General features: G+C 65.8%; 19 protein-coding genes and 1 pseudogene. 4 read left to right on the top strand and 16 right to left on the bottom strand.

The genetic code is table 11. The features are described 5' to 3' along the window. Positions 1 to 7 precede the first annotated feature (7 nt). Positions 8 to 1,306, bottom strand: coding sequence for a folylpolyglutamate synthase/dihydrofolate synthase family protein (locus tag VFW04_14735; GenBank protein ID HEX5180590.1), 1,299 nt, complete (start codon positions 1,304 to 1,306; stop codon positions 8 to 10). Continuing rightward, complete coding sequence (accD, locus tag VFW04_14730) at positions 1,291 to 2,154, bottom strand: acetyl-CoA carboxylase, carboxyltransferase subunit beta (protein HEX5180589.1); 864 nt, start codon at positions 2,152 to 2,154, stop codon at positions 1,291 to 1,293. The genes VFW04_14735 and accD overlap by 16 nt, the downstream gene beginning before the upstream one ends. A 125-nt stretch (positions 2,155 to 2,279) precedes the next feature. On the opposite strand from accD, the gene VFW04_14725 reads away from it, so the two are divergent. Further along, complete coding sequence (locus tag VFW04_14725) at positions 2,280 to 4,697, top strand: ABC transporter permease (GenBank protein ID HEX5180588.1); 2,418 nt, start codon at positions 2,280 to 2,282, stop codon at positions 4,695 to 4,697. 24 nt (positions 4,698 to 4,721) lie between these two features. Here the strand turns inward: VFW04_14725 and rodA are convergent, their stop codons facing one another. From rodA to VFW04_14700, 5 genes are read right to left on the bottom strand one after another with little or no spacing between them, the layout of a single operon-like run. Then, positions 4,722 to 5,978, bottom strand: a complete 1,257-nt coding sequence (rodA, locus tag VFW04_14720; GenBank protein ID HEX5180587.1) for a rod shape-determining protein RodA — start codon at positions 5,976 to 5,978, stop codon at positions 4,722 to 4,724. Beyond that, complete coding sequence (gene mrdA / locus VFW04_14715; protein ID HEX5180586.1) at positions 5,975 to 7,750, bottom strand: penicillin-binding protein 2; 1,776 nt, start codon at positions 7,748 to 7,750, stop codon at positions 5,975 to 5,977. Before mrdA ends, rodA begins: the two co-directional genes overlap by 4 nt. Next, positions 7,747 to 8,235 carry a rod shape-determining protein MreD gene (gene mreD, locus VFW04_14710; protein HEX5180585.1) on the bottom strand — a complete coding sequence of 163 codons (489 nt, stop codon included), beginning with the start codon at positions 8,233 to 8,235 and terminating at the stop codon, positions 7,747 to 7,749. The genes mrdA and mreD overlap by 4 nt, the downstream gene beginning before the upstream one ends. Next, complete coding sequence (mreC, locus tag VFW04_14705; GenBank protein HEX5180584.1) at positions 8,232 to 9,365, bottom strand: rod shape-determining protein MreC; 1,134 nt, start codon at positions 9,363 to 9,365, stop codon at positions 8,232 to 8,234. The genes mreD and mreC overlap by 4 nt, the downstream gene beginning before the upstream one ends. 7 nt (positions 9,366 to 9,372) lie before the next feature. Continuing rightward, positions 9,373 to 10,410 carry a rod shape-determining protein gene (locus VFW04_14700; protein HEX5180583.1) on the bottom strand — a complete coding sequence of 346 codons (1,038 nt, stop codon included), beginning with the start codon at positions 10,408 to 10,410 and terminating at the stop codon, positions 9,373 to 9,375. Positions 10,411 to 10,826: 416 nt separating this feature from the next. Between VFW04_14700 and VFW04_14695 the strand changes: the two genes are divergently transcribed. Beyond that, complete coding sequence (locus VFW04_14695; protein HEX5180582.1) at positions 10,827 to 12,008, top strand: NAD(P)/FAD-dependent oxidoreductase; 1,182 nt, start codon at positions 10,827 to 10,829, stop codon at positions 12,006 to 12,008. Positions 12,009 to 12,073: 65 nt separating this feature from the next. Here VFW04_14695 and VFW04_14690 read toward each other — a convergent pair whose 3' ends face one another. The 5 genes from VFW04_14690 to rpsO all read right to left on the bottom strand — a co-directional run bounded on the left by VFW04_14690 (position 12,074) and on the right by rpsO (position 17,935). Continuing rightward, entirely contained in the window at positions 12,074 to 12,886 is an 813-nt protein-coding gene (locus tag VFW04_14690) for a polysaccharide deacetylase family protein (protein ID HEX5180581.1), read from the bottom strand. Continuing rightward, positions 12,883 to 13,998 carry an alanine dehydrogenase gene (ald, locus tag VFW04_14685; protein HEX5180580.1) on the bottom strand — a complete coding sequence of 372 codons (1,116 nt, stop codon included), beginning with the start codon at positions 13,996 to 13,998 and terminating at the stop codon, positions 12,883 to 12,885. Before ald ends, VFW04_14690 begins: the two co-directional genes overlap by 4 nt. 62 nt (positions 13,999 to 14,060) lie before the next feature. Next, a complete protein-coding gene (locus VFW04_14680; GenBank protein ID HEX5180579.1) occupies positions 14,061 to 15,326 on the bottom strand; it encodes a pitrilysin family protein in 1,266 nt (421 codons plus the stop codon). Next, positions 15,323 to 17,596, bottom strand: coding sequence for a polyribonucleotide nucleotidyltransferase (locus VFW04_14675; protein ID HEX5180578.1), 2,274 nt, complete (start codon positions 17,594 to 17,596; stop codon positions 15,323 to 15,325). The genes VFW04_14680 and VFW04_14675 overlap by 4 nt, the downstream gene beginning before the upstream one ends. 78 nt (positions 17,597 to 17,674) lie before the next feature. Further along, the gene (gene rpsO, locus VFW04_14670) at positions 17,675 to 17,935 is read right to left on the bottom strand and encodes a 30S ribosomal protein S15 (GenBank protein ID HEX5180577.1); all 261 of its coding nucleotides are present in this window, start codon (positions 17,933 to 17,935) and stop codon (positions 17,675 to 17,677) included. A 98-nt stretch (positions 17,936 to 18,033) separates the two neighbouring features. On the opposite strand from rpsO, the gene VFW04_14665 reads away from it, so the two are divergent. Beyond that, a complete protein-coding gene (locus VFW04_14665; GenBank protein HEX5180576.1) occupies positions 18,034 to 19,647 on the top strand; it encodes a serine/threonine-protein kinase in 1,614 nt (537 codons plus the stop codon). 34 nt (positions 19,648 to 19,681) lie between these two features. On the opposite strand, the gene VFW04_14660 is transcribed toward VFW04_14665, so the two are convergent. Further along, positions 19,682 to 20,089, bottom strand: coding sequence for a PIN domain-containing protein (locus VFW04_14660; protein HEX5180575.1), 408 nt, complete (start codon positions 20,087 to 20,089; stop codon positions 19,682 to 19,684). Continuing rightward, the gene (locus VFW04_14655; protein ID HEX5180574.1) at positions 20,076 to 20,330 is read right to left on the bottom strand and encodes a hypothetical protein; all 255 of its coding nucleotides are present in this window, start codon (positions 20,328 to 20,330) and stop codon (positions 20,076 to 20,078) included. Before VFW04_14655 ends, VFW04_14660 begins: the two co-directional genes overlap by 14 nt. 184 nt (positions 20,331 to 20,514) lie before the next feature. Here VFW04_14655 and VFW04_14650 point away from each other — a divergent pair, with 184 nt between their 5' ends. Continuing rightward, positions 20,515 to 20,637 (top strand): hypothetical protein, encoded by a 123-nt coding sequence (locus VFW04_14650; GenBank protein ID HEX5180573.1) that lies wholly within the window; start codon positions 20,515 to 20,517, stop codon positions 20,635 to 20,637. Positions 20,638 to 21,251: 614 nt separating this feature from the next. Here VFW04_14650 and VFW04_14645 read toward each other — a convergent pair. Together VFW04_14645 and VFW04_14640 are read right to left on the bottom strand one after the other, a co-directional pair. Continuing rightward, positions 21,252 to 21,824, bottom strand: a pseudogene (locus VFW04_14645) (hypothetical protein). A gap of 1,551 nt (positions 21,825 to 23,375) precedes the next feature. Further along, complete coding sequence (locus VFW04_14640) at positions 23,376 to 23,516, bottom strand: hypothetical protein (protein HEX5180572.1); 141 nt, start codon at positions 23,514 to 23,516, stop codon at positions 23,376 to 23,378. Between the last annotated feature and the right edge of the window lie 1,117 nt (positions 23,517 to 24,633).

The following is a 24,633-nucleotide window of genomic DNA, read 5'->3' as shown; positions in this document are numbered from 1 at the left end:
ATGCAATTTATCCGGCGAACGGAGACACCTGCAAGCGCGCCATTGCATCGCCCACCGTATGGAATGAACCGGTGACGAGCGTCGTCGCCGCGCCGGCGCGCGCGACGTCCAGCGCACGATCGAAATCCGCGTCTGCGACAGCCGACCACCCATGGGCATGCGCGAAGTCGACAGCGTCCGACAACACCCACGCGCGGTCTGACGGAACGCTCGGCGGCGCGGTGAGCACGAACCGATCGACGTGCGAAGCGAGCGTGGCCATCATGCTGCGCCAGTCTTTGTCGCGCAGCACGGTGAGAAGACACACGAGCGGGCGCGGCGGCGTGAGCGTCGCCAGCGTGTCGCACAGCACCGTTGTCCCGGCCGGATTGTGCGCGACATCGAAGATCACGCCGCCGCACCACTGAAACCGCCCGGGAATGGCGACGTTGGCAAGCGTCATTTCCGCGCGCGCGGCAGCATCGGCGTAGCGTCCTCCCGCCAACTCGAGCATTGCGATCGCGGTGGCCGTATTCGATGCCTGGTATCGCCCAACGAGCGGCGTGCGCAAGCGGCGCTCTGTTCCGTGCGCGCCGAGCGTGAACGACGTGCCGCCGGCATCGACATCGATCGCATCGAGCGTCCACTCATCGTGGATCACCAACGCGCGCGTTGCGCCTGCGGCGCGTGCGAGCGCCGCGAGCTGCGCGCGAATCGCCGGATCCGCCTCGCCGATCACCGCCGGCACGCCGGGCTTGAAGATGCCGGCCTTCTCGATGGCGATGGCTTCGGTCGTGTCGCCCAGATACTGCTGATGGTCGAGCCCTATCGACGTGATGCCGGCGGCGTCGGGCGTTACGACGTTAGTCGCATCCAGCCGGCCGCCGAGTCCCACCTCGAGCACGGCGACATCGACGTTCGCACGCGCGAAGTGCTCGAACGCCATACACGTCGTCGCCTCGAAGAATGTCGCGCCCAACCGCTCGACTTCGGGCGTCCAACGCGCGATGAAATCGACCACGGCATCTTCACCGATCGGCACGCCGTTCACGACGATACGCTCGCGAAAATCCACCAGATGCGGCGACGTGTATCGTCCGACGCGAAGGCCTTCGGCGCGGAGCAGCGCGTCCAGCGTGGACACCACACTGCCTTTGCCGTTGGTGCCGGCGACGTGCAGCACGCGCAGCCCGTCGTGCGGGTTGCCTAAAGAAGCGAGGAGCGCGCGTGTCGTGTCGAGGCCGAGTTTCCACCCGCCGCTGACGCGGGCAAAGAGTGTGGCGAGCGCCTCGTGATACGTCGCGGGGGTCGTCAGGCCGATGTCCACCCTGCCGCCGCCGGCTGACCGCTCATGTGGCGCAACAACTGCCCGACCGTGCTCTTGAGATCGCGCCGATGCGACACGACGTCGAGCATTCCATGATCGAGCAGGAACTCGGCGGTCTGGAATCCCTCGGGCAGATCCTGACCGATGGTCTGCTTGATCACGCGCGGACCGGCGAACCCGATCACCGCACCTGGCTCGGCGATGATCGCGTCGCCCAACATCGCAAAACTGGCGCTCACGCCGCCCATGGTCGGATTGGTGAGAATCGAGACGTATGGAATGCGACGCTCGGCGAGCTGGGCGAGGAGCGCCGACGTCTTGGCCATCTGCACGAGCGACAGGATGCCTTCCTGCATGCGCGCGCCGCCCGAAGCGGACACGAGCACGAGCGGATACTTGCGCTCGAGCGAGCGCTGCCCGAGCCGCGCGATTTTTTCGCCGACCACGGATCCCATGGATCCGCCCATGAACGCGAAGTCGAGCACCCCCAAGTTGATCGGCATCTCGCCCAGGGTGCCGCCCACAGTGACGATTGCGTCGCCATCGCCGGCCTTGGCCAGGGCCTTCTTGAGACGCGCCGGATAGTCCGGGAACGCCAACGGGTCCACCGACCTCAAGTCGACGTCCAATTCCTCCCAGGACCCGTCATCCATGAGGATGTTCACGTAGTCGCTGGCGCGGACACTCCGGTGGTAGTCGCATTGCGGGCACACGTTGAGATTGCGGACGAACTTCTCCCGCAAGTCGGTGTGACCGCATGCTTCGCACTTTTCCCAGGCATCTGCCGGGATTTCGAGCTTTTCCCGCCGCGGCTGCCGGGGTTTGCGCTCCTTTCTGAACCAGACCATCTGAGTAATGTGCGCCGTCGGGGCCGCGTACGGAAGCCGGGCGCGCTTCCCTCCGGTCGGGCTTCCAAACTATTTTTGCCCGCGTTTCCGTGTCCAATCTACGATCTCCCTGACGGGATTTTCTCATGGACGGGATTCTTCGCGATCTGCGGCACGGCGCGCGCGCATACACGCGCCGACCGGCGTTCACGACCATCGTCGTCGCCACCATTGCGCTCGGTGTCGGAGCGAACGCTGCGATCTTCAGCGTGGTGAGCGGGATACTGCTGCGGCCGCTTCCCTACCCCCACGCCGAGCAGGTTTTCTCGTTTGGTCACGAGGCGCCGGAGTGGCTCACGTCGGAACCCGACTATCTCGACTATCGGCGCGAGATGACGTCCGTCTCGGGCCTCTCGGCGTACACGCGCAGCGAAGCGACGCTGACCAACGGAGACAATCCGCAGCGCGTCCGCCTGGTACGTGCCAGCGAAGGCTTCTTCCGCGTGTTAGGCATCCCTGCGATGCTCGGCCGGACCTTCGAGGCCGACGAGCACGTGCCGCGTCCGGCCCAGGTTGCGGTGTTGAGCAACGGGCTCTGGCGGCGGAGCTTCGGCGCCGATCCCTCCGTGATCGGGCGGACGATTCGCGTGGACGGCGTGTCCCGCGTGATCGTGGGCGTGATGCCGGGGCGGTTCGACTATCCCGAAGCGCGCACCGACGTGTGGATGCCGTTGCCTAACTTCAACCCCGACAGCCTGGCCGATCGCAGCAACTACGATCTCTTCATGGTCGGGCGGCTCAAGCCTGGAGTCACGCTGGGGCACGCGGCGGCGGAGGCGGCCGCGATCGCCCACCGGATCATGCGCGACAACCCCCAGAACTTCGATCCGTCGCGTCCACTGGTGCCGCACCTCTCGGCGGTGTCCGACGATCTCGTCGGCAAGACGCGACCGTACCTGTTCGCGCTGCTCGGCGCGGTGAGCTTCGTGCTCATGATCGCGTGCGCCAATGTCGTGAATCTGCTGCTCGTGCGCGGCGAAGGTCGGCAGAAGGAGATGGCGCTGCGGAGCGCGATCGGCGCCTCGCGGGCGCGTCTCACGCGGCAACTCCTGGCCGAGAGCAGCCTGGTGGCGCTGGGCGGTGCTGCGTTAGGCCTGGCCCTCGCGTGGGCCGGCGGACGCGGGCTGCGTGCGCTCGCTCCATCGACCATCCCGCGCCTCGACGCGATCGCCATCGACTGGAGGGTGGTGGCGTTCACGGGCGTCGTCGCGTGCGTCACGGCGCTGGTCACCGGCGTGCTGCCGGCGCTGCGCGCGTCCCGCGTGCCGGCCGGCGAGGTGCTCAAGGATGCGGGCCGCGTGGTCGGAGCGCACGCCGGCGGACGTTCAGTTAGGCGTGTGCTGGTGATGGCCGAGGTCGCGTTGGCGGTGGTGGCCGTGGGCGGCGCCGGGATGCTCTTGCGCAGTTTGTGGAACCTCCAGTCGCACCGGCTCGGCTTCGACCCGCACAACGTTCTCACCGCCGGCGTCTCGATTTTGCGCACCGACTATGACGACGCGCACGCGGCAGTGTTCTTCGACGAGTTGGTGAAGCGCATCCGGGTGCTGCCTGGTGTCCGCGACGTCGGCGCCGTCGGGTGGCTGCCCGTGGTAGATGCCGGTGGCCTCTGGGGCTATCGTGCCGAAGGCACGGACTACAGCACCACGCGCTGGCCCGATGCCGTGCCGCAGCAGATCACGCCGGGCGCGCTCGCGGCGATGGGCATTCCCGTGCTCGCGGGACGCTCGTTCACCGACGCCGACCGGCCGGGTTCGCTGCTGGTCGCAATCGTGAGCCGCGGTTTCGCCGACGCCACCTGGCCGGCACAGGATCCGTTAGGCAAACGCTTCCGCCTCGGCGGCGACTCGCCGGACATGACCGTGGTTGGCGTGGCAGGCGACTTCCGCTCTCGCGGCTTCGACGACGCGCCGGAAGCGACGATGTTCTTTCCCTATGCGCAGAGCGGCATCAGCGCCTATGCACAGCCCCGCCAGATGAAGCTGGTCATACGCGTCGACCACGACCCCGGCGCCAAGGCCGCAGCGGTTCGGGCGATTCTCCATTCGCTCGACGCGGGCGCGCCGCTCTCCGAGGTGCGGACGCTCGACGAGGTGGTCGCGACCTCCGTGTCGAGCCGGCGATTCACGACCGCGCTTCTGGCCGGGTTCGCGGTGCTTGCGTTAGTACTCGCCGGCGTCGGGACGTACGGCGTCGTCTCCTACGGCGTCGAGCAGCGCGGTTTCGAGATCGGCGTGAGGAAGGCGCTCGGCGCGGGCGACCAGGCGGTGATGCTGCTGGTCATGGCGGAAGCGATGCGCGTGGCCGTCGTCGGGATCGCCATCGGGCTCATCGCAACGGCCGGCGTTGGGCGCGCCATTCGGTCGATGCTCGTCGACGTGCCCGCGATCGATCCGATCACGCTCGCCGGCACGGCGGCGCTGCTGGTGATCGTGGCGGCGGCCGCCGCGATGCTGCCGGCCAAGCGAGCGCTCGACGTCAGCGCCGCGGACGCGATGAAAGCCTGAGGAGCGCGCGAGCGCGCGCTTCCGTTAGATCGCCAGCTCTCCCACCCTCGCGCCCCGGCCCTCGCTCGAGATGCGGGACAGGAGCCCGATCGCCAGCCAGCACGCGAGCATGAACGACCCGCCGTAGGAGAAGAACGGCAGCGGAATGCCCGTGATCGGCATGAGGTTGAGCGTCATGCCGACGTTCACGATGATGTGTACGAGCCAGCTCGACGCGAGCCCCATGGCGACCAGGCTGCTGAACGAGTCGTTGGCGCGCTCGGCCACGCGCACGGCGCGCAGCAGCAGGAACAGGAACAGCATCAGCGCCACCGTCACGCCGATGAAGCCCAGCTCTTCGCCTAACACCGCGAATATGAAGTCCGTGTGCTGCTCGGGCAGGAACGCGAGACGCTTCTGCGTGCCCATCAGAAAGCCCTTGCCTAACCAGCCACCCGATCCGATCGCCACCTGGGACTGGATCACGTGCCAGCCGGAGCGGCGCGGGTCGATGGACGGATCCAGAAATACCAGCAGCCGGTGCCGCTGATACGGTGCCAAGCGCTCCCAGAGCACTGGCGCTACGACACCCATCACGACGTTGGCCAGCATCAAGCCCACGCCCTCGAGCATGAACGGCTTGTACCAGAGGACGAGGGCCAGCAGCAGCAGGAACCACGCGCCCCACAGGCTGGTGTTGAATGCGAGGATGAGACTCACCGCCGGCGACGCCACGAGCACGAGCAGCGGAAACGGCACGCCGGACCAGTAGAGCATCGCGAAGAAGATGCCGATGAACACGAGCCCGGTGCCGAGGTCCGGCTGCATCATGATCAGCGCCCAGGGGAGGAACGCCACGAGCGCCGGCTGCCACAAGTCGAGCAGCGATTTGGGCGGCTCTCGCCGCGCCGCGAGCACGCGCGCGAGCATGAGCACCACGGTGACTTTGGCCAGCTCCGAGGGTTGGCCTAACCGAACACCGCCGATGGCGATCCAGCTCTTGTGGCTCGCCGCGGTGCCGGCGCCCTTCCCGATTACCAGGAGCAGCGCCAGCAGCACGAGCGACATGAGGTAGGTCGGCAGCGCCGCCCATTCGAAAAAGCGCACCGACGCCCGGCTCACCGCATACGCCGCCACGATGCCGAAAATGAGCCATCGGATCTGCGACGCCCATGCATGCGTCGCCGACGTCGGCACGTCGGTCTGGCCGGCCGAATACACCATGCAGATGCCGTACGCCGACAGCAGCAGCGCGGTCAGGACGAGCGGGACATCAACGACGATCCGTCGCGACGACATCATCCCTCGGTGTTGATGTGCTCGGCCGGCGCGACCTTCAGGTACGACTGAATGATCTCCGACGCGATGCGCGCCGCGCGCGCCCCGTGTCCGCCGAACTCGATCAGCACGGCCACGACGATCTTGGGGTCATCCGCGGGTGCGAATCCGACAAACCAGGCGTGGTCGCGCGTCCGGTCCTGGGAGTTCTGCGCGCTGCCCGTCTTGCCGGCGAGCACGGTGCCGTGGATCTGCGCGCTGCGCGCCGTACCCGATGAGACCACACCCGCCAGCGCGGCGCGCAATCCCGCGAACTGGTCTTCGCTCAGCGTGAACACGCGCGTGCGATCGGGCTTGTGCCGCGCGATTTCGGGGCGGGACTCGGTGCCGTCCGTGGCCAGCGCCGTGTAGAAGCGCGCCATGTTGGCCACCGTCTGCGCGTTCTCGCCCTGGCCGATGGCCAGGTTGAGGAGCACGGCCTGACTCCACCCGCGCTTGCCGTACTTCCGATCGTAATACTCTTCGGCGTCCGCATACGGGAAGAGCGGGCGCGACTCATCGGGGAGGTCGATGCCGGAGCGGTCGCGTCCGCCAAAGCGGATGCCGCCGGCGACCAACCGCGTTAGGCCAACTTTGAGGCCTAACTGATAGAAATAGACGTCGCACGACTGCTCGATCGCCTGGGCCAGCGTGAGGTCGCCGTGCCCTTTGTGGTTCCAGCACTTGAAGTAGCGGTTGCCGAACTGGAAGCCGCCCGTGCACGGCTCCGGCATGCGGTCGTCGAGGGTCACGATCCCGCTCTCGAGCGCGATCGCCGCCGTCGCCAGCTTCCACGTCGACCCGGGCGGATAGCGCCCCTGGATGACCTTGTTGTAGAGCGGCCGCCGCGGGTCATCGTTGAGCGCCTTCCAGAGATCCTGCGGGATGCCGCCGATGAAGCGATTGGGATCGTACGACGGCGCGCTGTAGAGCGCGAGCACGCCACCGGTTTTCGGATCGAGCGCGATCGCACCGCCCTGCAGCGAGTCGGCAAAGAGCGATGCCGTGTATTTCTGCAGCTCGAGGTCGATGTTCGTGTAGAGCGGCGGACCGGATTTGGGGAGCAGGTCCTGTCGCGCGCCGGCTTCGCGTACGACGCGCCCGCGGGCATCTACCTCCACGAAGCGGACGCCCTCCGTGCCGCGCAGCGAATCCTCGTACTCCTTTTCGAGACCGCCCTTGCCTACCTGCTGGCCGGTTTTGTATCCGCGATAGTCCGGCGACGCGAGCTCGGCTTCGGTGATTTCGCCGACGTATCCCATGAAGGACGCGACCGCGGCGCCGTCGGGATAGTAGCGTTTGGGCGCCGACTGAATGATCAACCCTGGAAACTCGATGCGCCGCTCCTCGAGCACCGAGACGACGTCGAACGAGGCGTCCGACAGCACGACGGTCGGACGATACGGAGCGCGGCGATACCGCCTAACGGAAAGATCGATCTCTTCCGGGCTGAGCGGGACCATCGTGGCCAGGCGCTCGAGCGACGCGCGCAGCGAATCGGCGCTCGGACTCAACAGCGACACCGAGTAGCCGGGCACGTTCTCGGCGAGCACCTCGTTGTGCCGGTCGTAGATGATGCCGCGCGGCGCGGGCAGCGGCACCTCGCGCAGGCGATTCTCCTCCGACTGCAGCGCGTAGCGCGAGTTCTCGACGATCTGCGTGCGGAAGAACGCGCCCAGCAGCAGCACGAACAAGACGGCCAGCGCTCCCGAGACGACGCGGCCGCGGCGCGCGACTTCGTTCGGATGGAAGCTCACGTCGCCGGCGCCCGCAGAATGGGGCGCAGAATGAGGAGCGTCAGCAATCCGAACAATGCGGTGACGACGCCTTTGAGCGGCGACCACACCAGCAGTTCGACCAACAACGCGCCGCCGGACATCTGGTGCGCCGCCAACAGCACGATCACATCGAACGCCCACTTGCCGCAGAAGAAGAACAACGCGTTGAGCACCACGTCGTCGGCGAAGAACACCGCCTTGAGCCACGACGCGCCGAACCCGACCAGGCACATGCCTAACGCGCCGGCGCCGAACGCGTGCGGCTCCAACGAATCGGCCACGAGGCCCATCACGAGGCCGAGGAGCGCCGCGCTGCCCGGACGCACCCGGATCGCGACGAGGAGCAGCGCGATGAGGAGAAAGTCGGGACTGGCGTGCCAGCCGAGCATCGGCCGGAGCGTGTAGTGCAACAGGACCAGCACGACGAAGGCGAGGATCGTCCGCGCGAGATCGGTCGGCCTCATCGGGGGCGCCTCGTGACGCTGTCCGGCGGCGCGGCCGGCGTCGCCGTCGCGCGATGCATCGTGTCCGGCGCACGCGACGAATCCGGCCTGACGGCTGCCGGCCGCGAGGCGTCGCGCATCGTGTGCGGCAGCGTGTCGCGCCGGACCCGGTGCACGGTGTCGCGGCGCAGCGGCTCCGCCACGAAGGAGCGAACGGTGCTGTCGGCCTGCGCCGTGTCGCCGCGAGCGAGACGCGATGCGCGTTCGAGTGAGTCGCCCGCCGCCACGATGGCCTTGACCGCGGCGTCTGTGCCGCGTCCGCTCTGCCACACGCCATCGACGCCCGCCACCGTGCGCTGCGGCAGGAGGATCATCACGGTCGACATGTCGTGCGGCAGTACCGACGGCCGCAACAGATACGTTCGCGCCCACAGCTCCGACGTCTTGAGCTCGCCTAACACGGTGCCCACGGGGATGCCGCGCGGAAACGTGCTGCCAAGTCCGGAGCTCACGATGAGGGTGCCCGGCTTGAGGGTGCTCCGCACCGGCACGCCGCGCATCTCCAGCAAGTACCGCTCGGGATCGCTGCCTTCGTGCGCCGCGACGATGCCAAACGCGCTGCCATCTTCGGCCATCGCGCTCACGCGGAAATCCGGATGCGCCCAGACGATCGCGATGCTCATCGTCGGATCCACGGTTTTCACCATGCCGGCGAGCCCTTCGGGCGCCACCACCGGGCTGAACACCCGCACGCCGGCGTTCGACCCCGCCGACAACGTCACCGTGTACTCTTCGCCGATGTCGCGGCCCTGGAGCGCCTCCGCCGGCACGAATCCCCACTTGAGGCGCGCGCCTAACTCGAGCGTCTTGCGCAACCGGTCGTTTTCGGCGTTGAGCGCATCCAGGGTCATCGCTTGCAGCTCGACGCTGTCGCGCGCCGTGATGCGCGCCTCGCGTGTGAGCCACGCCTGGCGCGTCATCTCGGCATCGTGCTGCAGCGACACCAGCGGCGCCAGCACCGTGTGCCGCAGCGCCGCTGTCAATGGATCGCGAAAATGTTCGGGGAGAAACTGTGCGACGAAGGCAAGCACGACACAGACTACGAACAGGATGCTGTCCCGGCGACCATAGGTGCGGGAAACGTTGGTCACGGCGCCATCACGACTGGAGAACAGACCAGTACTTGTCCTCGTCGTCCAGGATCCGGCCGGTTCCCCGCACCACGCAGGTGAGCGGATCTTCGTCCACGTGAATCGGCAAGTTGGTCTCTTGGCTGAGGAGCAGATCCAGGCCGCGGATGAGCGCGCCGCCGCCCGTCATCACGATTCCGCGGTCCACAATGTCACTCGCCAGCTCGGGCGGGGTAATCTCGAGGGCGCGGCGCACCGCGTCGACGATCTGCTGGATGGGCTCCTGGATCGCTTCGCGGATCTCGCTCGAGTGGACGCGTACGGTTTTCGGGATGCCCGACACCAGGTCGCGTCCCTTCACTTCCATCTCGCGCTCTTCACCCACCGGCGCCGCCGACCCAATCTGGATCTTGATCTGCTCGGCCGTGGGCTCGCCGATGAGGAGGTTGTAGTTCTTGCGCATGAACTGCACGATGGCCGTGTCGAGCTCGTCGCCGCCGGTGCGGATGGACGTGTCGCTCACGATGCCGGAGAGCGCGATGACCGCGATTTCGGTGGTGCCGCCGCCGATGTCGATCACCATGTTGCCGGTGGGCGTTTCGACCGGCAGCCCGACGCCGATGGCCGCCGCCATGGGCTCGGCCACCATGAAGACTTCTTTGGCGCCCGCGCCTAACGCGGAGTCGCGCACCGCGCGCTTCTCCACTTCGGTGATGCCGCTCGGCACGCACACGATGACGCGCGGCTTCACCTTGAACACGTGGTTGTCGATGATGAGCGTGAGGAAATAGCGGAGCATCTTTTCCGTCACGTCGAAGTCGGCGATGACGCCGTCCTTCATCGGACGCACGGCCTGGACGCCATCGGGCGTCCTGCCTAACATGCGCTTGGCCTCGAGTCCCACGCCTTTGATCTTGCCCGAGGCGCGATCGATCGCGACCACCGAGGGTTCGTTGAGCACGATCCCCTCGCCCTTCACGTAGATGAGGGTGTTCGCCGTACCGAGGTCGACGGCGATCGCGTTTGCGGGAAAAAGGGATCCCGCCTTGAAGAGGGGCCAGCGCATCAGAAAACCAGGCTAGCGTTCCTGGCGGAACGCGGTGAGCAGCAGGTGGGAGCTTGCACGGTCGCGGTTAAACTAGTCGCGCAGACAAATTGCAGCAAGGTGTTGGCTTGACAGTACCTAGCGTATGTCGATAAGCTCGCGCGCATGAGCGGCATCCCTCCAACTCGTGCCCCATCGTCGTCGTCTCCCGCTCCCCACCGCGCCGCCGAAGTCGCGATCGTCGATCCGTCGGTCTGCGATGCGTGCGGACTCTGTTTGCCGCTCTGCCCGCCCGCCGCGATCATGCTCCGTCGGGACGGGCTCCATATTGACGATTCAATCTGCACTGGGTGTCGCAAGTGCATCGCGCCCTGTCCGGTGGGCGCGCTCGCGATGATCTCGCGAGAAGCGGTGCCGACTATGAACGGCGCACCCGCGTGAGCTCTCGTCGCTGCGACGTACTCGTCGTGGGCGCAGGACCGGCTGGCTTGATTGCCGCCCGCGACCTTGCTGCCGCTGCGCCGGACCTCGACGTGATGGTGCTCGAGCGCGACCGCGCGGTCGGCGCGCCGATCCGCTGCGGCGAGGGCGTTGGCCACGGCGGCATCGCCGAGTTCATGGACCCACGGGACGCGCCGTGGGTGTCGCGACGCATCACGCGGGTGGTATTCGTCGCGCCGGACGGCACCCAGGTGCGCGTGGCCGAGGGCGACGTGGGCTACGTGCTCGACCGGTCGCGCCTGGAGCCGGCGATCGCCGAGCAAGCAGGCCGGCTCGGCGCCGAGGTCGTGATCGCGACCGAGGCGACGGGTGTCACCCGCACCGAGGGTGGTTGGCGCGTGGCGACTCGGGGTCCCTCGGGCTCCGGCAGCGTAGACGCGCACCTCGTGATCGCGGCCGACGGCGTGGAGAGTATGGTCGGGCGCTGGGCGGGTCTCGACACGCGCGTGCCGGCCCGCGACATGGAGAGCTGCGCGCAGTACGTGGTGGGCGGGATCGCGTTCGATCCGGACGCGATCTACCTGCACTTTGGCCACGATATCGCACCCGGCGGCTACGCGTGGGTGTTTCCGAAGGGCGTCGGCGTGGCGAACGTCGGACTCGGGATCGTCGCCCTGCGCGGCGAGCGCGGGCGGAGCGCGCGCGCGTATCTCGATCGATATCTCGAGTCCTATTTCCCCACGGGTGTGCGCACGGGCTACACGGTGGGTGGGGTGATCGTATCGCCGACGCTCGCGCGCACGGTGACCGACGCGATGATTCTCTGCGGCGACGCGGCGCACATGATCAATCCGTTGTCGGGCGGCGGGATCGTAAACGCGATGAAGGCCGGCCGACTGGCGGCGCACGTTGCCAACGCGGCGCTGCACGCGGGCGACACGAGCGCTGCGCGCCTCGCAAAGTACCACGCCGACTGGATGCGTCTGTTAGGCGACGACCACGTGCGCTTCTATCGGATCAAGGAAGCTCTGGCGCGGTTCGACGACGTGTTCTTCGACAAGCTGGCACGGTCGGTGAATCGAATTCCGGAAAGGCGCCGCACCCTAGGCAAGATTTTCGCGCGCGCCCTCGTGAGGCACCCGGCGCTGTTTCCCGTCGTGGCCAAGTACTTCGTTTAGGCGTCGGCTGGTCGTGTCCGTGCGTTACAGAACCGGGCAGGGATTTGCGCGAAGTGGCGGGCGGGCTACTCTACAGCTGGTGCTACCTCCCGCAGGCGACTGCGCACCGCGTCTGCTCCGCTGCGGCGCCGAATAATCGACGTACCAATCGCGCACCGATTGGCGAGGGTGCCCGCGAGTGCGTCGGCGCGCCGAAGATGCCCGACGCCGGGCATCGGCGGCGACCACATATAGACCGGGTGTCGGGGGACCGCGAACAGGTCGCCGGTGCAGCTCCGTGCGCCGCCGATCGTGAACGCGAGCTCGTAGCCCTCGCGTTGGGCAATCGCACGCTCGCGTTGGGCGTGCGCGCCGAACGGCCAGCTCAGAGCGTACGGGTCAACATCGAGTGCCGCGCGCAGGTCGCCGCGGGATTGCGCGAGCTCGCGCGTCACCTCGCGTTCGTCGAGCCACGTGAGACGCGGGTGCGTCGCAGTATGCGACCCGAACTCGATGCCGCGTGATTGCCAGCGCCGCATGTCGCGCCACGCGAGGTGCGCGAATCGGCGGCCGCCGTACGCCACGTCCCAGCGGTTGAGCTTCCCCGCATAGTCCGTGACGACGAAACAGATCGCGGTGAAGCCGTGCGCGGCGAGCACCGGGAACGCGTGGTCGCGCAGTGCCCGATAGCCGTCGTCGAACGTGATCGCGATCTCGGTGCGCGCGGGCCGCCGGACGCCCGTTAGGCACGCACGGAGCTCGGCGAGCGTGAGGGTGGTGTATCCCGTGCGCGCGAGCCGCTCCATTTGCCGAGCGAACCGCCGGGGCGACAGGCGCGTGACGCCGAACTCAACGCGCCGGTCGACCTTGTGGTAGCACAGGATGCACGGCGGCGTCACGCCAACGCGCGTTCCACCGGCGTGTAGTCCAGGCCGAAGGCTTCGGCCACCGCCGGATAGACGACCTTGCCGTCCACCACGTTGAGCCCCTTGGCCAACGACGCGTTCTCGCACAGCGCGCGCTTCCACCCCTTGTTCGCCAGCTGCAGCGCGTACGGGAACGTCGCGTTGGTCAGCGCCAGCGTCGACGTGCGCGGCACGCCGCCCGGCATGTTCGCCACGCCGTAGTGGATCACGCCATCCACCACGTACACCGGATTCTCGTGCGTCGTCGCGTGAATCGTCTCCACCGAGCCGCCCTGGTCGATCGCCACATCCACGATCACCGAGCCGGGCTGCATGATCTTCAGGTCTTCCTTGCGCACGAGCCTCGGCGCCTTGGCGCCCGTCACGAGCACCGCGCCCACCACGAGATCCGCCGTCGCGATCTGCTCGAGGATCGTGTGGCGGTTGGAGTACACCAGCGTCACGTTGGCCGGCATCACATCGGAGAGATAGCGGAGCCGCTCGAGCGAGATGTCGAGGATCGTGACCTTGGCGCCCAACCCGGCCGCCATCTTGGCCGCGTGCGTGCCCACCACGCCGCCGCCCAGGATCACGACCTTGCCCGGCGGCACGCCGGGCACACCGCCTAACAGAACGCCGCGGCCGCCGTGCAGCTTCTCCAGGTAGCGCGCACCCTCCTGCACCGCCATGCGGCCCGCCACCTCCGACATCGGCGTCAGGAGCGGCAGCTCCCCGTTAGGCAACTGCACCGTCTCGTACGCGATGCACGTCGCGCCGCTCTGCATGTGCGCGCGCGTCAACCGCTCGTCCGCCGCGAAATGGAAGTACGTGAAGATGGTCTGCCCCTTCCGCATCCGCTTCCACTCCACCTCGATCGGCTCCTTCACCTTCATGATCATGTCGGCCTGCTTCCAGACCGCGTCGGCGCCCGGCGCGATCGTCGCGCCCGCCTTCACGTACAGATCGTCCGCGAACCCGCTGCCTTCACCCGCCGATTTCTCGACGAGCACCGTGTGACCGCTGGCGACCAGGGACTCCGCACCCGCCGGCACCAGCGCGACGCGGTTTTCGTTCGTTTTGATCTCTTTCGGAACGCCGATGAGCATGGCTCGAAATGGTGGTGTACAGGTTGTCGGAAAGTGAAAGGCGGATTGGCCGCCGGCGGATGCTACCAGTCGCCGTCGCCCAACGCCAGCACGGTTTGTCGGTCCGGATCGAAGTACGCTCGCGACACCTCGGCCACCGACTCGGGCGTGATCGCATCGATCAGGGCCAGAACGTCGTCGAGCGAGCGAAACGGCTCGTCGTACAGCGCGACGCCGGCAGCACGATACATCCGGGACGACGGGCTTTCCAGCGACAGGGTGACTTGTCCCTTGAGCTGGCTCTTCCCTTCCGCAATTTCCCCGGGCGTGAGGCTGTCGGCGGTAAGGCGCGCCAGCTCGTCGAAGATCGCGGCGCGCGCCTCGACCGCCGTCTCGGGCGCGGTGCCCACATAAACGCCGTGCGAGCCCGTCTCGGGATGAAAGTTCTGGAATGAATAGACCGAGTACGCGAGACCGAGTTCTTCCCGCACACGCTGGAAAAGCCGCGAGCTCATCCCGCCGCCGAGGACCGTGTCCACGAGCACGACGGCGTATCGGCGCGGATCGCTGTGCGCCACGGTCGGTGAACCGAATACGATGTGCGTTTGCGCACCTTCGCGCGGCACGTGACGCTCCGACGGCGGCGCCGCGACGAGTGCCGGTGTTTCGAGCGGCGCCGCATCCCCGCGCGCGACGGCGCCCCAACCGGTTTGCTCGAGAATCTCGAGCAGCCGATCGTGATCCACGTTGCCGGCCGCGGCCACGACGACCTGCGGCGGGTGGTACGCGCGCGAATGCAACTCGCGCAGCTCGCGGACGCCGAGCGAGCTCACCGTTTCGCGCGTGCCGAGGATCGAATAGCCATACGGGTGCGAGCCCCACATCGCTTCGTTGTGCAGTTCGAACACGAGGTCATCGGGCGTGTCTTCGACCATGCCGATTTCCTCGAGGACGACTTTGCGCTCGAGACGCAGGTCTTCGGCGCGCAACAGCGGCTGGAACACGAGGTCGCCGATGACGTCGGCCGCCTGCGGCAGGTGTTCATCCAGCACGCGCGCCTGGTACGACGTGTGCTCGCGTGCGGTGTAGGCGTCGAGCGATCCGCCTAACACTTCGAGCGACAGCGCGATCTCGCGGGCCGAGCGGGAGCGCGTGCCTTTGAAGACCATGTGCTCGAGCAGGTGCGAGACGCCCATGCGGTCGCGCGGCTCGTGGACCGATGCCGCGCGCACCCAGGCTCCGAAACTGACCGACCGCACTCCCGGCATGTACTCCGAGAGCACGGTCAGTCCGTTGGGCAGCGTGGTGCGGCGCAGCCCGGTGTCGGGCTTTCGCCTAACCGGGCTCACCGCCGCGAGCGACCTCCGCGACGCGAGCGCGGGCGTCCGTGCGATTCGGCGGCGTCGCCGCCGTTGTGGGGCTCCGCCTCTCCGCCGCCCGCGCCGGCGGCCGCGGGTTCGCGATCGCCGCCACCCTGCGGACGTTCGCTGCGCTGCCGCTCGCCGCGGCCTTCGTTGGGCTGGTCGGGCGTCCCTTCCGGCTTCGGAATGAGCGCCTTCATCGAAAGACGCAAGCGTCCGCGTTCATCCTTATCGATGAGCTTCACGCGGACGGTGTCGCCCTTCTTGACCACATCTTCGGTTTTCTCGGTGCGGCCGTGCTGGAGCTCGGAGATGTGCACCAGGCCTTCCGTGCCCGGCAGAATCTCGACGAAGGCACCGAACGGCGTGGTGCTCTTGACCACGGCGTCGTAGGTGGCGCCGATCTCGGGCTCCTTGGTGAGCGCCTGCACCAGCGAGCGCGCTTTCTCCATTGCCTCGCCGCCCACGGCGGCGATCGTGACCAGGCCTGTGTCCTCCACCGTGATCTCGGCGCCCGTCTCGTCCTGGATCCCGCGGATCGTTTTGCCCTTGGGTCCGATGAGGTCGCCGATCTTCTCCGGGTTGATCATCAGGGTGACGATGCGCGGCGCATACGGCGAGAGATCGGGCCGCGGTTGGGCGAGCACCTTGTTCATCTCGCCTAAGATGTGCAGCCGTCCCTCACGCGCGCGGGCGAGCGCTTCGCGCATGATCTTGAGATCGAGGCCTTCGATCTTGATGTCCATCTGGATGGACGTGATGCCGGTTTCCGTACCCGCCACCTTGAAGTCCATGTCGCCTAAATGGTCCTCGGTGCCGAGTATGTCCGTTAGGATGGCGTAGCGATCGCCTTCCTTGATGAGGCCCATGGCGACGCCTGCCACGGGCGCCTGGTACGGCACGCCGGCATCGAACAGCGCGAGCGATCCGCCGCACACGCTCGCCATGGACGACGATCCGTTGGACTCGAGGACGTCGGATACGACGCGAATGGTGTACGGGAACTTCTCGAAGTCGGGCAACAGGGGCTGCAGCGCACGCTCGGCCAGGTTGCCGTGGCCGATTTCGCGGCGGCTCGTGCCGCGCATCGGCCGCACCTCGCCGGTCGAGAACGGCGGGAAGTTGTAGTGCAGCATGAACGTCTTGGTCGTCTCGGCCGGATCGTCGATCGAGTCGAGGCGCTGGACATCGTTGGCGGTGCCTAACGTAGCGACGACGAGGGCCTGCGTCTGGCCGCGCGTGAACAGCGCCGAGCCGTGGGCGCGCGGGAGGATGCCCGTCTGGATGGTGATCGGACGGACTTCGTTGGCTTTGCGGCCGTCCACGCGCTCGCCGCGTTCGAGCACTTGCGAGCGGAGCGCGCGGTATTCGACGTCGCCAACGAGGTCGGCGATGTCGCGGGCGTTGTCCGGGAAGTCGGTGGTGACCGCGGCGATCACTTCGCGCTTGACGAGCTCGATGGCGTCGATGCGCTCGTGCTTGTCCTTGCGATTGATCGCTTCACCGATCCGGCCTTCGGCCAGATCCTTGACGCGGGCCTGGAGCTCTTCCGGATGGTCGGCGCGGGTCCACTGCATCTTCTCGACTTTGACTTTGGCGAGCAGCTCCTTCTGGAAGCCGATGAGCTCCTGGATGGCGCGGTGCGCGATGCCTAACCCTTCGATGACGTCTTCTTCGGAGACTTCGAGCGCGCCGCCTTCCACCATGACGATGGAGTCCTTGGAGCCGGCGACGATGACGTCCATGTCGCTGAACGCGAGCTGCTGGAAGGTGGGGTTGACCACCCACTTGTCCTGGAGGCGGCCTAACCGGACGCCGGCGATGGGGCCGAGGAACGGGATGCGGGACGCGTTGAGCGCGAACGAGGTCGCGAGCAGTGCCAGCACGTCGGCGTCATTCTCCTGGTCGGCGGAGATAACGTAGATGAACACCTGCACTTCGTTCTTGAAGCCTTCCGGGAAAAGCGGGCGAATGGAGCGATCGATGATGCGCGCGGAGAGAATTTCTTCGTCGTGCGGGCGCCCCTCGCGCTTGATGAATCCGCCGGGAATTTTCCCGGCGGCATAGGTGCGCTCTTTGTATTCGACGGTAAGCGGGAAGAACGGCAGGGGGCTCAGGCTGTCGCTGACGGTGACTGCCGCCAGCACCATCGTTTCGCCGTACTGGACGAGGGCGGACCCGGCGGCTTGTTTGGCCATCCGGCCGGTCTCGATCACCAGCTTGCGGCCGGCGAATTCTTTTTCTAGTCGTTGCATCATGGTTGTACTCGTAGCGGGAACACAAAACGCGCGGGGACCAGGAATGTGGCGCCCGCGCGGAAGTCGTAAGCCGGTGATTTAGTGACGCAGTCCAAGCTCGGTGATGAGCTGGCGATACCCTTGAAGGTCCGTCCGCTTCATGTAGTCGAGGATTCTGCGACGACGCCCGACCATCTTGAGCAGACCACGCCGAGAGTGGTTGTCTTTCTGGTGGATGCGGAAATGGTCGGTGAGGTAGTTGATCCGCTCGGTGAGGAGCGCTACCTGTAGCTTTGACGACCCGCTATCCGTCTCGTGTGCGCGGTACTTTTCAATGACCGGAGCTTTGACAAACGCCATTATGTATATTCCCCCGACGCGTTACTCTCTCGTTGGCCGAATTCGTTGAAGCACAGTAATTTAGTTGCGGTCGACTTCTCTGTAAAGGCTTGAGCGTCGTGCCTGAGCGCTACGTCGGCAAGCAGCTGGGTCGCTTCCGCATCGACGAGGTCGTCGGGTCGGGTGGTTTCGCGTGGGTATACCGCGGATACGATCCCGAGCTCGAGATTCCCGTTGCCATCAAGGTGTTGAAGCCCCAGTACGCGGGGGACGAGACCTTCGAGAGCCGGTTTCGGCGCGAGGCGTCGACGGCGGCGAAGCTCAGGCATCCGAACATCATCCGGATTCTGGCGGTGGGTCGCGAGGCCGACGCCGTCTTTTTCGTGATGGATTTTCTGCCCACCAGCCTCGACCAGCGGCTCAAGATCATGGGCACCTTGCCCGAGACGCTGCTCATCCGGTTGGGCATGGATGTGTCCGCTGCGTTGGGGTTCGCGCATCGCGAGGGGGTGATTCACCGCGACATCAAGACGGACAACATTCTGTTCGACGAGCACGGCAACGCGGTGGTGGCCGACTTCGGCATCGCGCGCGCGGTGACGGGCTACATCGAGCAGACCGGGACGAACATGGTGGTGGGGACGCCGCACTATTTCTCGCCCGAGCAGGCGCGCGGCCTGGCGCTCGACGGCCGCGGCGACATCTATTCGTTAGGCGTGACGTTGTTCCGGGCCGGGACGGGCGTGCTGCCGTTCCAGGGCGAGGACTGGTACGAGATCGCGCGCCAGCACGTGGAGGATCTGCCGCCCAAGCCGCGGTCGTTCAACCCTGCCCTGTCGCGGGGGGTCGAGCGCGTGATCCTCAAGTGTCTGGAGAAGGATCCCGCCGCGCGCTATCCGACGGGCGATGCCCTGCACGCCGAGCTCATCCAATTGTTAGGCAGGGCGTCGACGCCCGACACGGAAGCGACGGTCATGATTCCGACGCCCGTGGCCGGCGTGGCGATGCAGACCGGTGTCGAGATCGTGACCGACTGGTGGCGGCGGTGGGCGAGGCGGCCCCGCTGGGTGGCGGCCGCCGGTGCGTTAGGCGCGGTGGCGGTCATCTCGGCGTTGGCGTTGAGCCGGGGCAAGGCCGAGGCGGCGCACGCCGTGGCGCCGCCGGTGGCGCATGTGTCCGATTCGACCGTTGCGTCGGCGCCGGTGACGCAGCCCGCGACCCATGTGGAGTCGGCATCGGCGATCGTGCCGCAGGCGCCGCCTCCGGCCGCCCCTGCCCCGCCGCCCGTTCTGCGCATCGTCGCGCCTAACGACGCGCAGGTGCGGGTGGATGGGAAGGTCGTTGGGCATGGCAACTGGAGCGGGACCCGGTTCGCGGCCGGCGACCATCGGGTGGTGGCTGTCGTGCACACGATTGCGGGGTGCGCGGGCGCGACGGACAGCGCGATCGCGCAGGTGCCGGACCACGGCGAGGTGCGGGTGAAGCTGGCGCCGCATCCGTGCGGGACGGTGTCGGTGGACGCCGAGCCTAACGGGGCGCGGTGGGACCTGTCGACTGTCGATGGGGCGAGCGTGGCGGACGGGGCGATTCCGCAGGCGACGCCGATCGTGGTGCCGAGCGGGGCGTATGTGCTGCTGGTGTCGAAGAGTTACTGCGCGGATTATCGGGCGCGGATTGCGGTGCCGGCGGACGGAACGCACAAGGAGCGCGTTCGGCTCATCTGCGGGCAGTAGGCGAGGGATTACCCGCAGGAAAGCGGAGCGCTGCTTAGACAAATGGATTGACCACGCGCACGCCGTCGAAGTCCTGACCATGCTGCAGGTCTTCTGTGCAGATCGTGTCGCAGCCAGCGATCCGCGCCGCCTCCACGATGGCGGCATCCCAGTAGCTGATTCGCCAGCGTGCTCGCGTTGCGAGGGCCGCGCGCAGCAGCGGCACGGTGAGCTCCTCGACCGGGAAGCGCAACAGCGTCGCGATGAACGCGACGGCGGACTCATGGGACAATGCCGCGGTCGCACCAGTCCGCGTCGCCTGGACGTAGAACTCTTGCAGGACCTGCACCGACAGCGCGAGGTCTGGCTCGTCGAGGAGCGTAGCGGCGCGCTCCGCCTTGGCGCGATCCGCCTTCGCGGAGCTTACCGCGTAGAGCAGGACATTCGTATCAACGAACCGCACGGCGCTTGTGGACGTCGTCGCGGGAGAGGCGCTTGGACGCCGAGAACCCGGGCTTCGATGCTCGAATGCGCGCGATGATTTCGTGCTGCTCGCGGCGGAGGCGCTCGAACTCGGGCTCCTCTTCGACGAGATGGATGAGGAACTCACGGACGAGCGCGGAAATGGTGCTGTGCTTCTGGGCGGCGCGGACACGCGCGCGGTGATAGAGGTCGGCGTCCACGGAAACTGTGATATTCTTCATATGTCACAGTATAACTGTTTCACAGCCAGGTCAACCCTGCTTCCGAGGGCACCCCGGACGGGGTCGGCGAGCTCAGCTATATAAAAAGTAGTTCGGGGTCTGCTCGGCCCGGGCGTTGACGCCGATCGCGGTGCCGAGCGGGGCGTATGTGTTGCGGGTGTCGAAGAGTTAGTGCGCGCGCCTCGTGCGCGCGGGCGGGGACGCGTGGATCACGCGCGACCTCACCGACGACGAGCTGGCGCACGGCGATCTCGCGACCATCGCGCGCGACTTCTACCAGCGCTACCGCGCCGTCCTCAGCGGATAAAGAGAAAGCCCGGCCAGATCGCTCCGGCCGGGCCGCTATTATCTGCGACGAAGGTTATCGAGTGCTTACTCGCGCAGCTCGCGCGATCGCAAGGAGCACTGTGCCATCGGCTGAGTCCTGCGAAAAACCGATCAGACGAAGGGCAGTTCCGTTGGCCAGCTTGAAATATGCTTGGAGATAATGCCCCTCACCTGTTGCAGCTCGAGCGTGGTAATACCGCAGTCGTGCTCCGTCGCCAAGCGACTCAGAACATAGGTGCGCCTCCGGATTAGCCGACGTGGTGTCCGGAGTCTGTTCGGCACCACGCCGATAACTGATACTCGCGACTTGGCTGGCCCACATCTGCCCAGAATCTGTCTGTACTATCTGATAGTCGGGAGGTAGCAGCAAAACCAGCGAACCATCCGCCGTCGGAGTGGTGTGCCAATCGCGCGTCGAACTTTCATACTGCGGGCATCGTACTGTTTCTCGCACGCTGGCCTGCGATTCGTCGTGACGTTGCTCAGCCTTGGCGCACGCGCTCGATTGGACAAGGACAAGGACGGCCAGCCAAGCGCCGATGCCACGCCCGAGTCGGTTTCTGCCACCTCGACCCTGACGGCACTTCGAATAGTCTAATAACGGCATCTTAATGGCCTTCCACTCGCGGCGTTGTAGATGTTATCCCCCTTCCTTACGGCGTCGTTCTCTCCACGCGTGCCGCTCGTCATTTTCCCTCCACGAGCGACAGGGAAATGGTGATTGAGCTCGTGAGCCATCACTTGAGGGAAGCTAAACGCCGCTCGACCACCATCGCACTTACCCCATGCACCGGTGGAGTATGCCAAGGCATCGGCATCTCTAAAGATGCTGATCTTATAGGGACTGTACTGTGGCGACTCCGCCTCCGCACCGAACGCAACGCTGAAAGTAGCGTCCGAACCAACCAGGTCACTGAAGCCAGCCCGCAATGCGTCGAAGCGCTTGTCTCCTCCTGACCGCACACTCGCCGGATCAACGCAGTTCTTCTTGTCCAGCGAGAACGTGGTGTTCGTTGCGGACTCGGTTGTCTTCTTGAGATCAGAAATCTCAGCTCCCGAACCTTGGAAGCAGACTTTCAGGCCAAACGGGTCCGCGAAGTTCACCGGGTCGCCCTCCGCAAACCCATACAGATTCATGCCGCCATCGAGCCCAATGGGGTCTTCCTGCGTGAAGTGATCCCTTCCGTCGTCTGCGTATGATTCGCGGTTGGGAAATTACCGTTTCGTAATCGGTTAGGCGGTTAGGCCGTCCGATTTTCATCGTTCGTGAGGTGTCGAGGCCCAGCGGTGCACTTTTGGGACATTCCCGCGCGCGAGTCGGTGTCCCGCGCACGCGCGATGTGCACCGTGCCGAGGTGCCGCGTCGGACGGGCGTGGCGCTCAGCGCTCGAAGAGATCGGCCGCGAGCGTACCGGTCCACGTCACGCCAGGGCGATCGCCGCGCTTCCCGCACTACGTCTCACAAACCCGCCGAAAAAAAGGAGTGCAGACTCGGCGGAGATCAAGTTCCTGCTCATCGGAAACGAAGATCACATCCAAGTGTGCGTCGCGCGAAAACAGGTTTGAAAACACTTCGGCGACACGTCGCACAATGAGGGCGGCCTGTTTTGACGGTGGTGCCAAACAAAGCGCGATACCGGTTCTTTGATTAGGTCCAAAGCCGATACGGGCTAAGTATGCTCGCTCGACGTCCCGGAAGTCTGCGAGTGCGGATTCCAAAGCGATTTTGAGTTCACGTTCGGGGACTCCGTCCTGCTCACCTAGGAACTCAATTCGTGCCTCGTTCCGCTGCGTAGGATTGCGCATAGCATGCCGATTGCTGAGTGTCCTTTTGTGCAATTTGCACTTTACTCGTGAAATGGGTCGACGCTCGTCACTTTCAGTTGCTTGGCGGCGTTTGGTATGACTACTTCCGTTATACCGCCAGGGCCACTCGCGCCCGGCGCCGCTTTTGTGACGCTTACGTCCGTCATGTCAGTGATGACGCCGGTGACAACGCTCGTCCTCGAATTCTCGGCTGGCAACCCTGCGTGAGCAGCGTAGTCCGGAGTCGCATTGGGATCGACCGTCGTCCAGGACCTGCCAAGTTGCGTCGCCTTTCCGCCGTAGACACGATAAACCTTGGTCCCAACTCCAACTTGAGCCGCTTGCTCTGTGCTTGGCGCGCCACTGGAAAATAGGCCCTTTGCCATCGAGACCAGTCCACGCCCGGTCATCAAAACGTAGGCAAAACCGGCCGCCGCTAAATCCGTTCCCAGCTCATCGTGTTCCAGCCCAGGTTCTTGAGGCGCCTCCGGAGCCGGTCCATCAGACTGTGTGCAATTGCCTCGAACCAAACACGTCAGGCCAAAGGGATCGCTGAAATTGACTGGGTCCCCATTCGCAAAGCCGTATGCGTTCATCCCTCCCGCAAGTCCCAATGGGTCTTCTTGTGTGAACTGACCCCTTCCACCGCCTCCGTCTGACCGGCGAGTTGGAAGCTGGCGTCGCGTCGTCGGTTAGGCGGTTAGGCTGTCGGAGTGTCCATCATACTTTTGGTGTCGAGGCCCAGCGGTGCACTTTGGGACGTCGACACTCGTACGTCGGCCCCTGCGCAATGAAGTACACCATGCCGAGGACGCGTCGGACGCGATTGCGGACGCGAGCGGGGCGAGGGGACTCAGTGCGGCGCGCGCCGAGCGCTGGCTGTTGCCCGCGACTGAGATTTGCATAATTTCGTTATGCACGGGCCGTTAGGCCCGACGCGGGGGGGGGGGGCGAGACGTCGTACGTGCTGATGAGCTCCGCGCCGTTGGGCTTGGTCACGGTGTGAGGCCGGCCGAACTTATCGATGTAGTACCGGAACCAGTTCTGCGTCACACATCCTGGATGCGGCTCACGCGGCCCGCGGCGCCGGAGGCGATCGAGTCGCCGCCCACGCCGCGCGTCTGTGTTGGCCAGCGACGAGACATTTGTGCGGATCGTCAAGAAGGCGCCAGGGACGGCGGGCAACGCTCAGTCGGAGTGAAGCTGCTGAAGCGTGAGATCATCTGCTTCAAGTCGAGTCGATTGCGAACGACTGCGTACAACACTCCGTCGTGCGATGAGAAAAAGAAATGGCGGCCCGAGGACGGTATTACGTACGCATCCCATTGAAAGACCAGCGGCAATACCAGCGCGACTCGAGCGGCTAACTCTTCGTCCGGCTCGAAGAGCGTAGCTGGAGCATCTGCAAGCGCTGACGTCACGAGATTCGCCCGCCGTGTATTCTCGACTAGCGAATAGCCCACTTGCTCAATGCTCTCGCTCCAGATGTCCCAACGCGTAATCCACAACATGCTCCCATCAAATTTTCGTCGGTCATCGTCCCCAATGAAGGTCGTCAGCATCGCCTGCCCAAGAGACACCAAGCGGGGGGCGTCGTGTGGGAGCAGCATCTGAGCACAGTAGTGCTCCTGCCGCCCGAAGCTCAGACACGGTCGGCTATGCGATCTGACCGAGACGGCTCGCTCAATGCACCATGCTGAGGCTTCTTGAGGTCGCAGCGCGCGCATAAATGATGAGTCGGTCAAGGAACTGGTATAAGATTGCGCGGGGGGAATAGTACCCGTGAGCCCTCGCTTACGACCCAGTAGAGAATAACGCCCGCGGTAACTGTTTTCACAGTCGTCTCTGCGCGACCGATCCCCAGCGTTCCAGGAGCAGCTTCTGACAAACCAAACGTTGGTAGGTTTGCAACCGCGAGCATCGCAGGCTCTAGCTTGACGAGGGGCGCGGTTTCCCGCGCCACGCCAAGAAAGATCTTACGCTGTTCTTCCTCGGTGCAGCAGAAGAGCCCAAACGGATCGCTAAAATCCACAGGATCCCCATTCGCAAACCCATACGCGTTCATCCCTCCGGCGAGTCCTAACGGGTCTTCCTGGGTGAACTGCCCCCTTCCGTTGCCTCTGTATGATCGGCGGGTGGGAAGTTGCCGTCGCGCCGTCGGTTAGGCGAT

The organism is Gemmatimonadaceae bacterium (genome assembly GCA_036273715.1).
In the GTDB taxonomy this organism is placed as follows: domain Bacteria; phylum Gemmatimonadota; class Gemmatimonadetes; order Gemmatimonadales; family Gemmatimonadaceae; genus JADGGM01.
The sequence above is the reverse complement of the archived record's forward strand: the minus strand, read 5'-3'. Positions and strand labels throughout refer to the sequence as shown.

What these genes read in the sequence shown, in the direction of transcription:
- accD (HEX5180589.1), bottom strand. Translation starts at nt 2,154, where the DNA reads ATGGTCTGGTTCAGAAAGGAGCGCAAACCCCGGCAGCCGCGGCGGGAA.
- VFW04_14725 (HEX5180588.1), top strand. Translation starts at nt 2,280, where the DNA reads ATGGACGGGATTCTTCGCGATCTGCGGCACGGCGCGCGCGCATACACG.
- rodA (HEX5180587.1), bottom strand. Translation starts at nt 5,978, where the DNA reads ATGATGTCGTCGCGACGGATCGTCGTTGATGTCCCGCTCGTCCTGACC.
- mreD (HEX5180585.1), bottom strand. Translation starts at nt 8,235, where the DNA reads ATGAGGCCGACCGATCTCGCGCGGACGATCCTCGCCTTCGTCGTGCTG.
- VFW04_14700 (HEX5180583.1), bottom strand. Translation starts at nt 10,410, where the DNA reads ATGCGCTGGCCCCTCTTCAAGGCGGGATCCCTTTTTCCCGCAAACGCG.
- ald (HEX5180580.1), bottom strand. Translation starts at nt 13,998, where the DNA reads ATGCTCATCGGCGTTCCGAAAGAGATCAAAACGAACGAAAACCGCGTC.
- VFW04_14675 (HEX5180578.1), bottom strand. Translation starts at nt 17,596, where the DNA reads ATGATGCAACGACTAGAAAAAGAATTCGCCGGCCGCAAGCTGGTGATC.
- rpsO (HEX5180577.1), bottom strand. Translation starts at nt 17,935, where the DNA reads ATGGCGTTTGTCAAAGCTCCGGTCATTGAAAAGTACCGCGCACACGAG.
- VFW04_14655 (HEX5180574.1), bottom strand. Translation starts at nt 20,330, where the DNA reads ATGAAGAATATCACAGTTTCCGTGGACGCCGACCTCTATCACCGCGCG.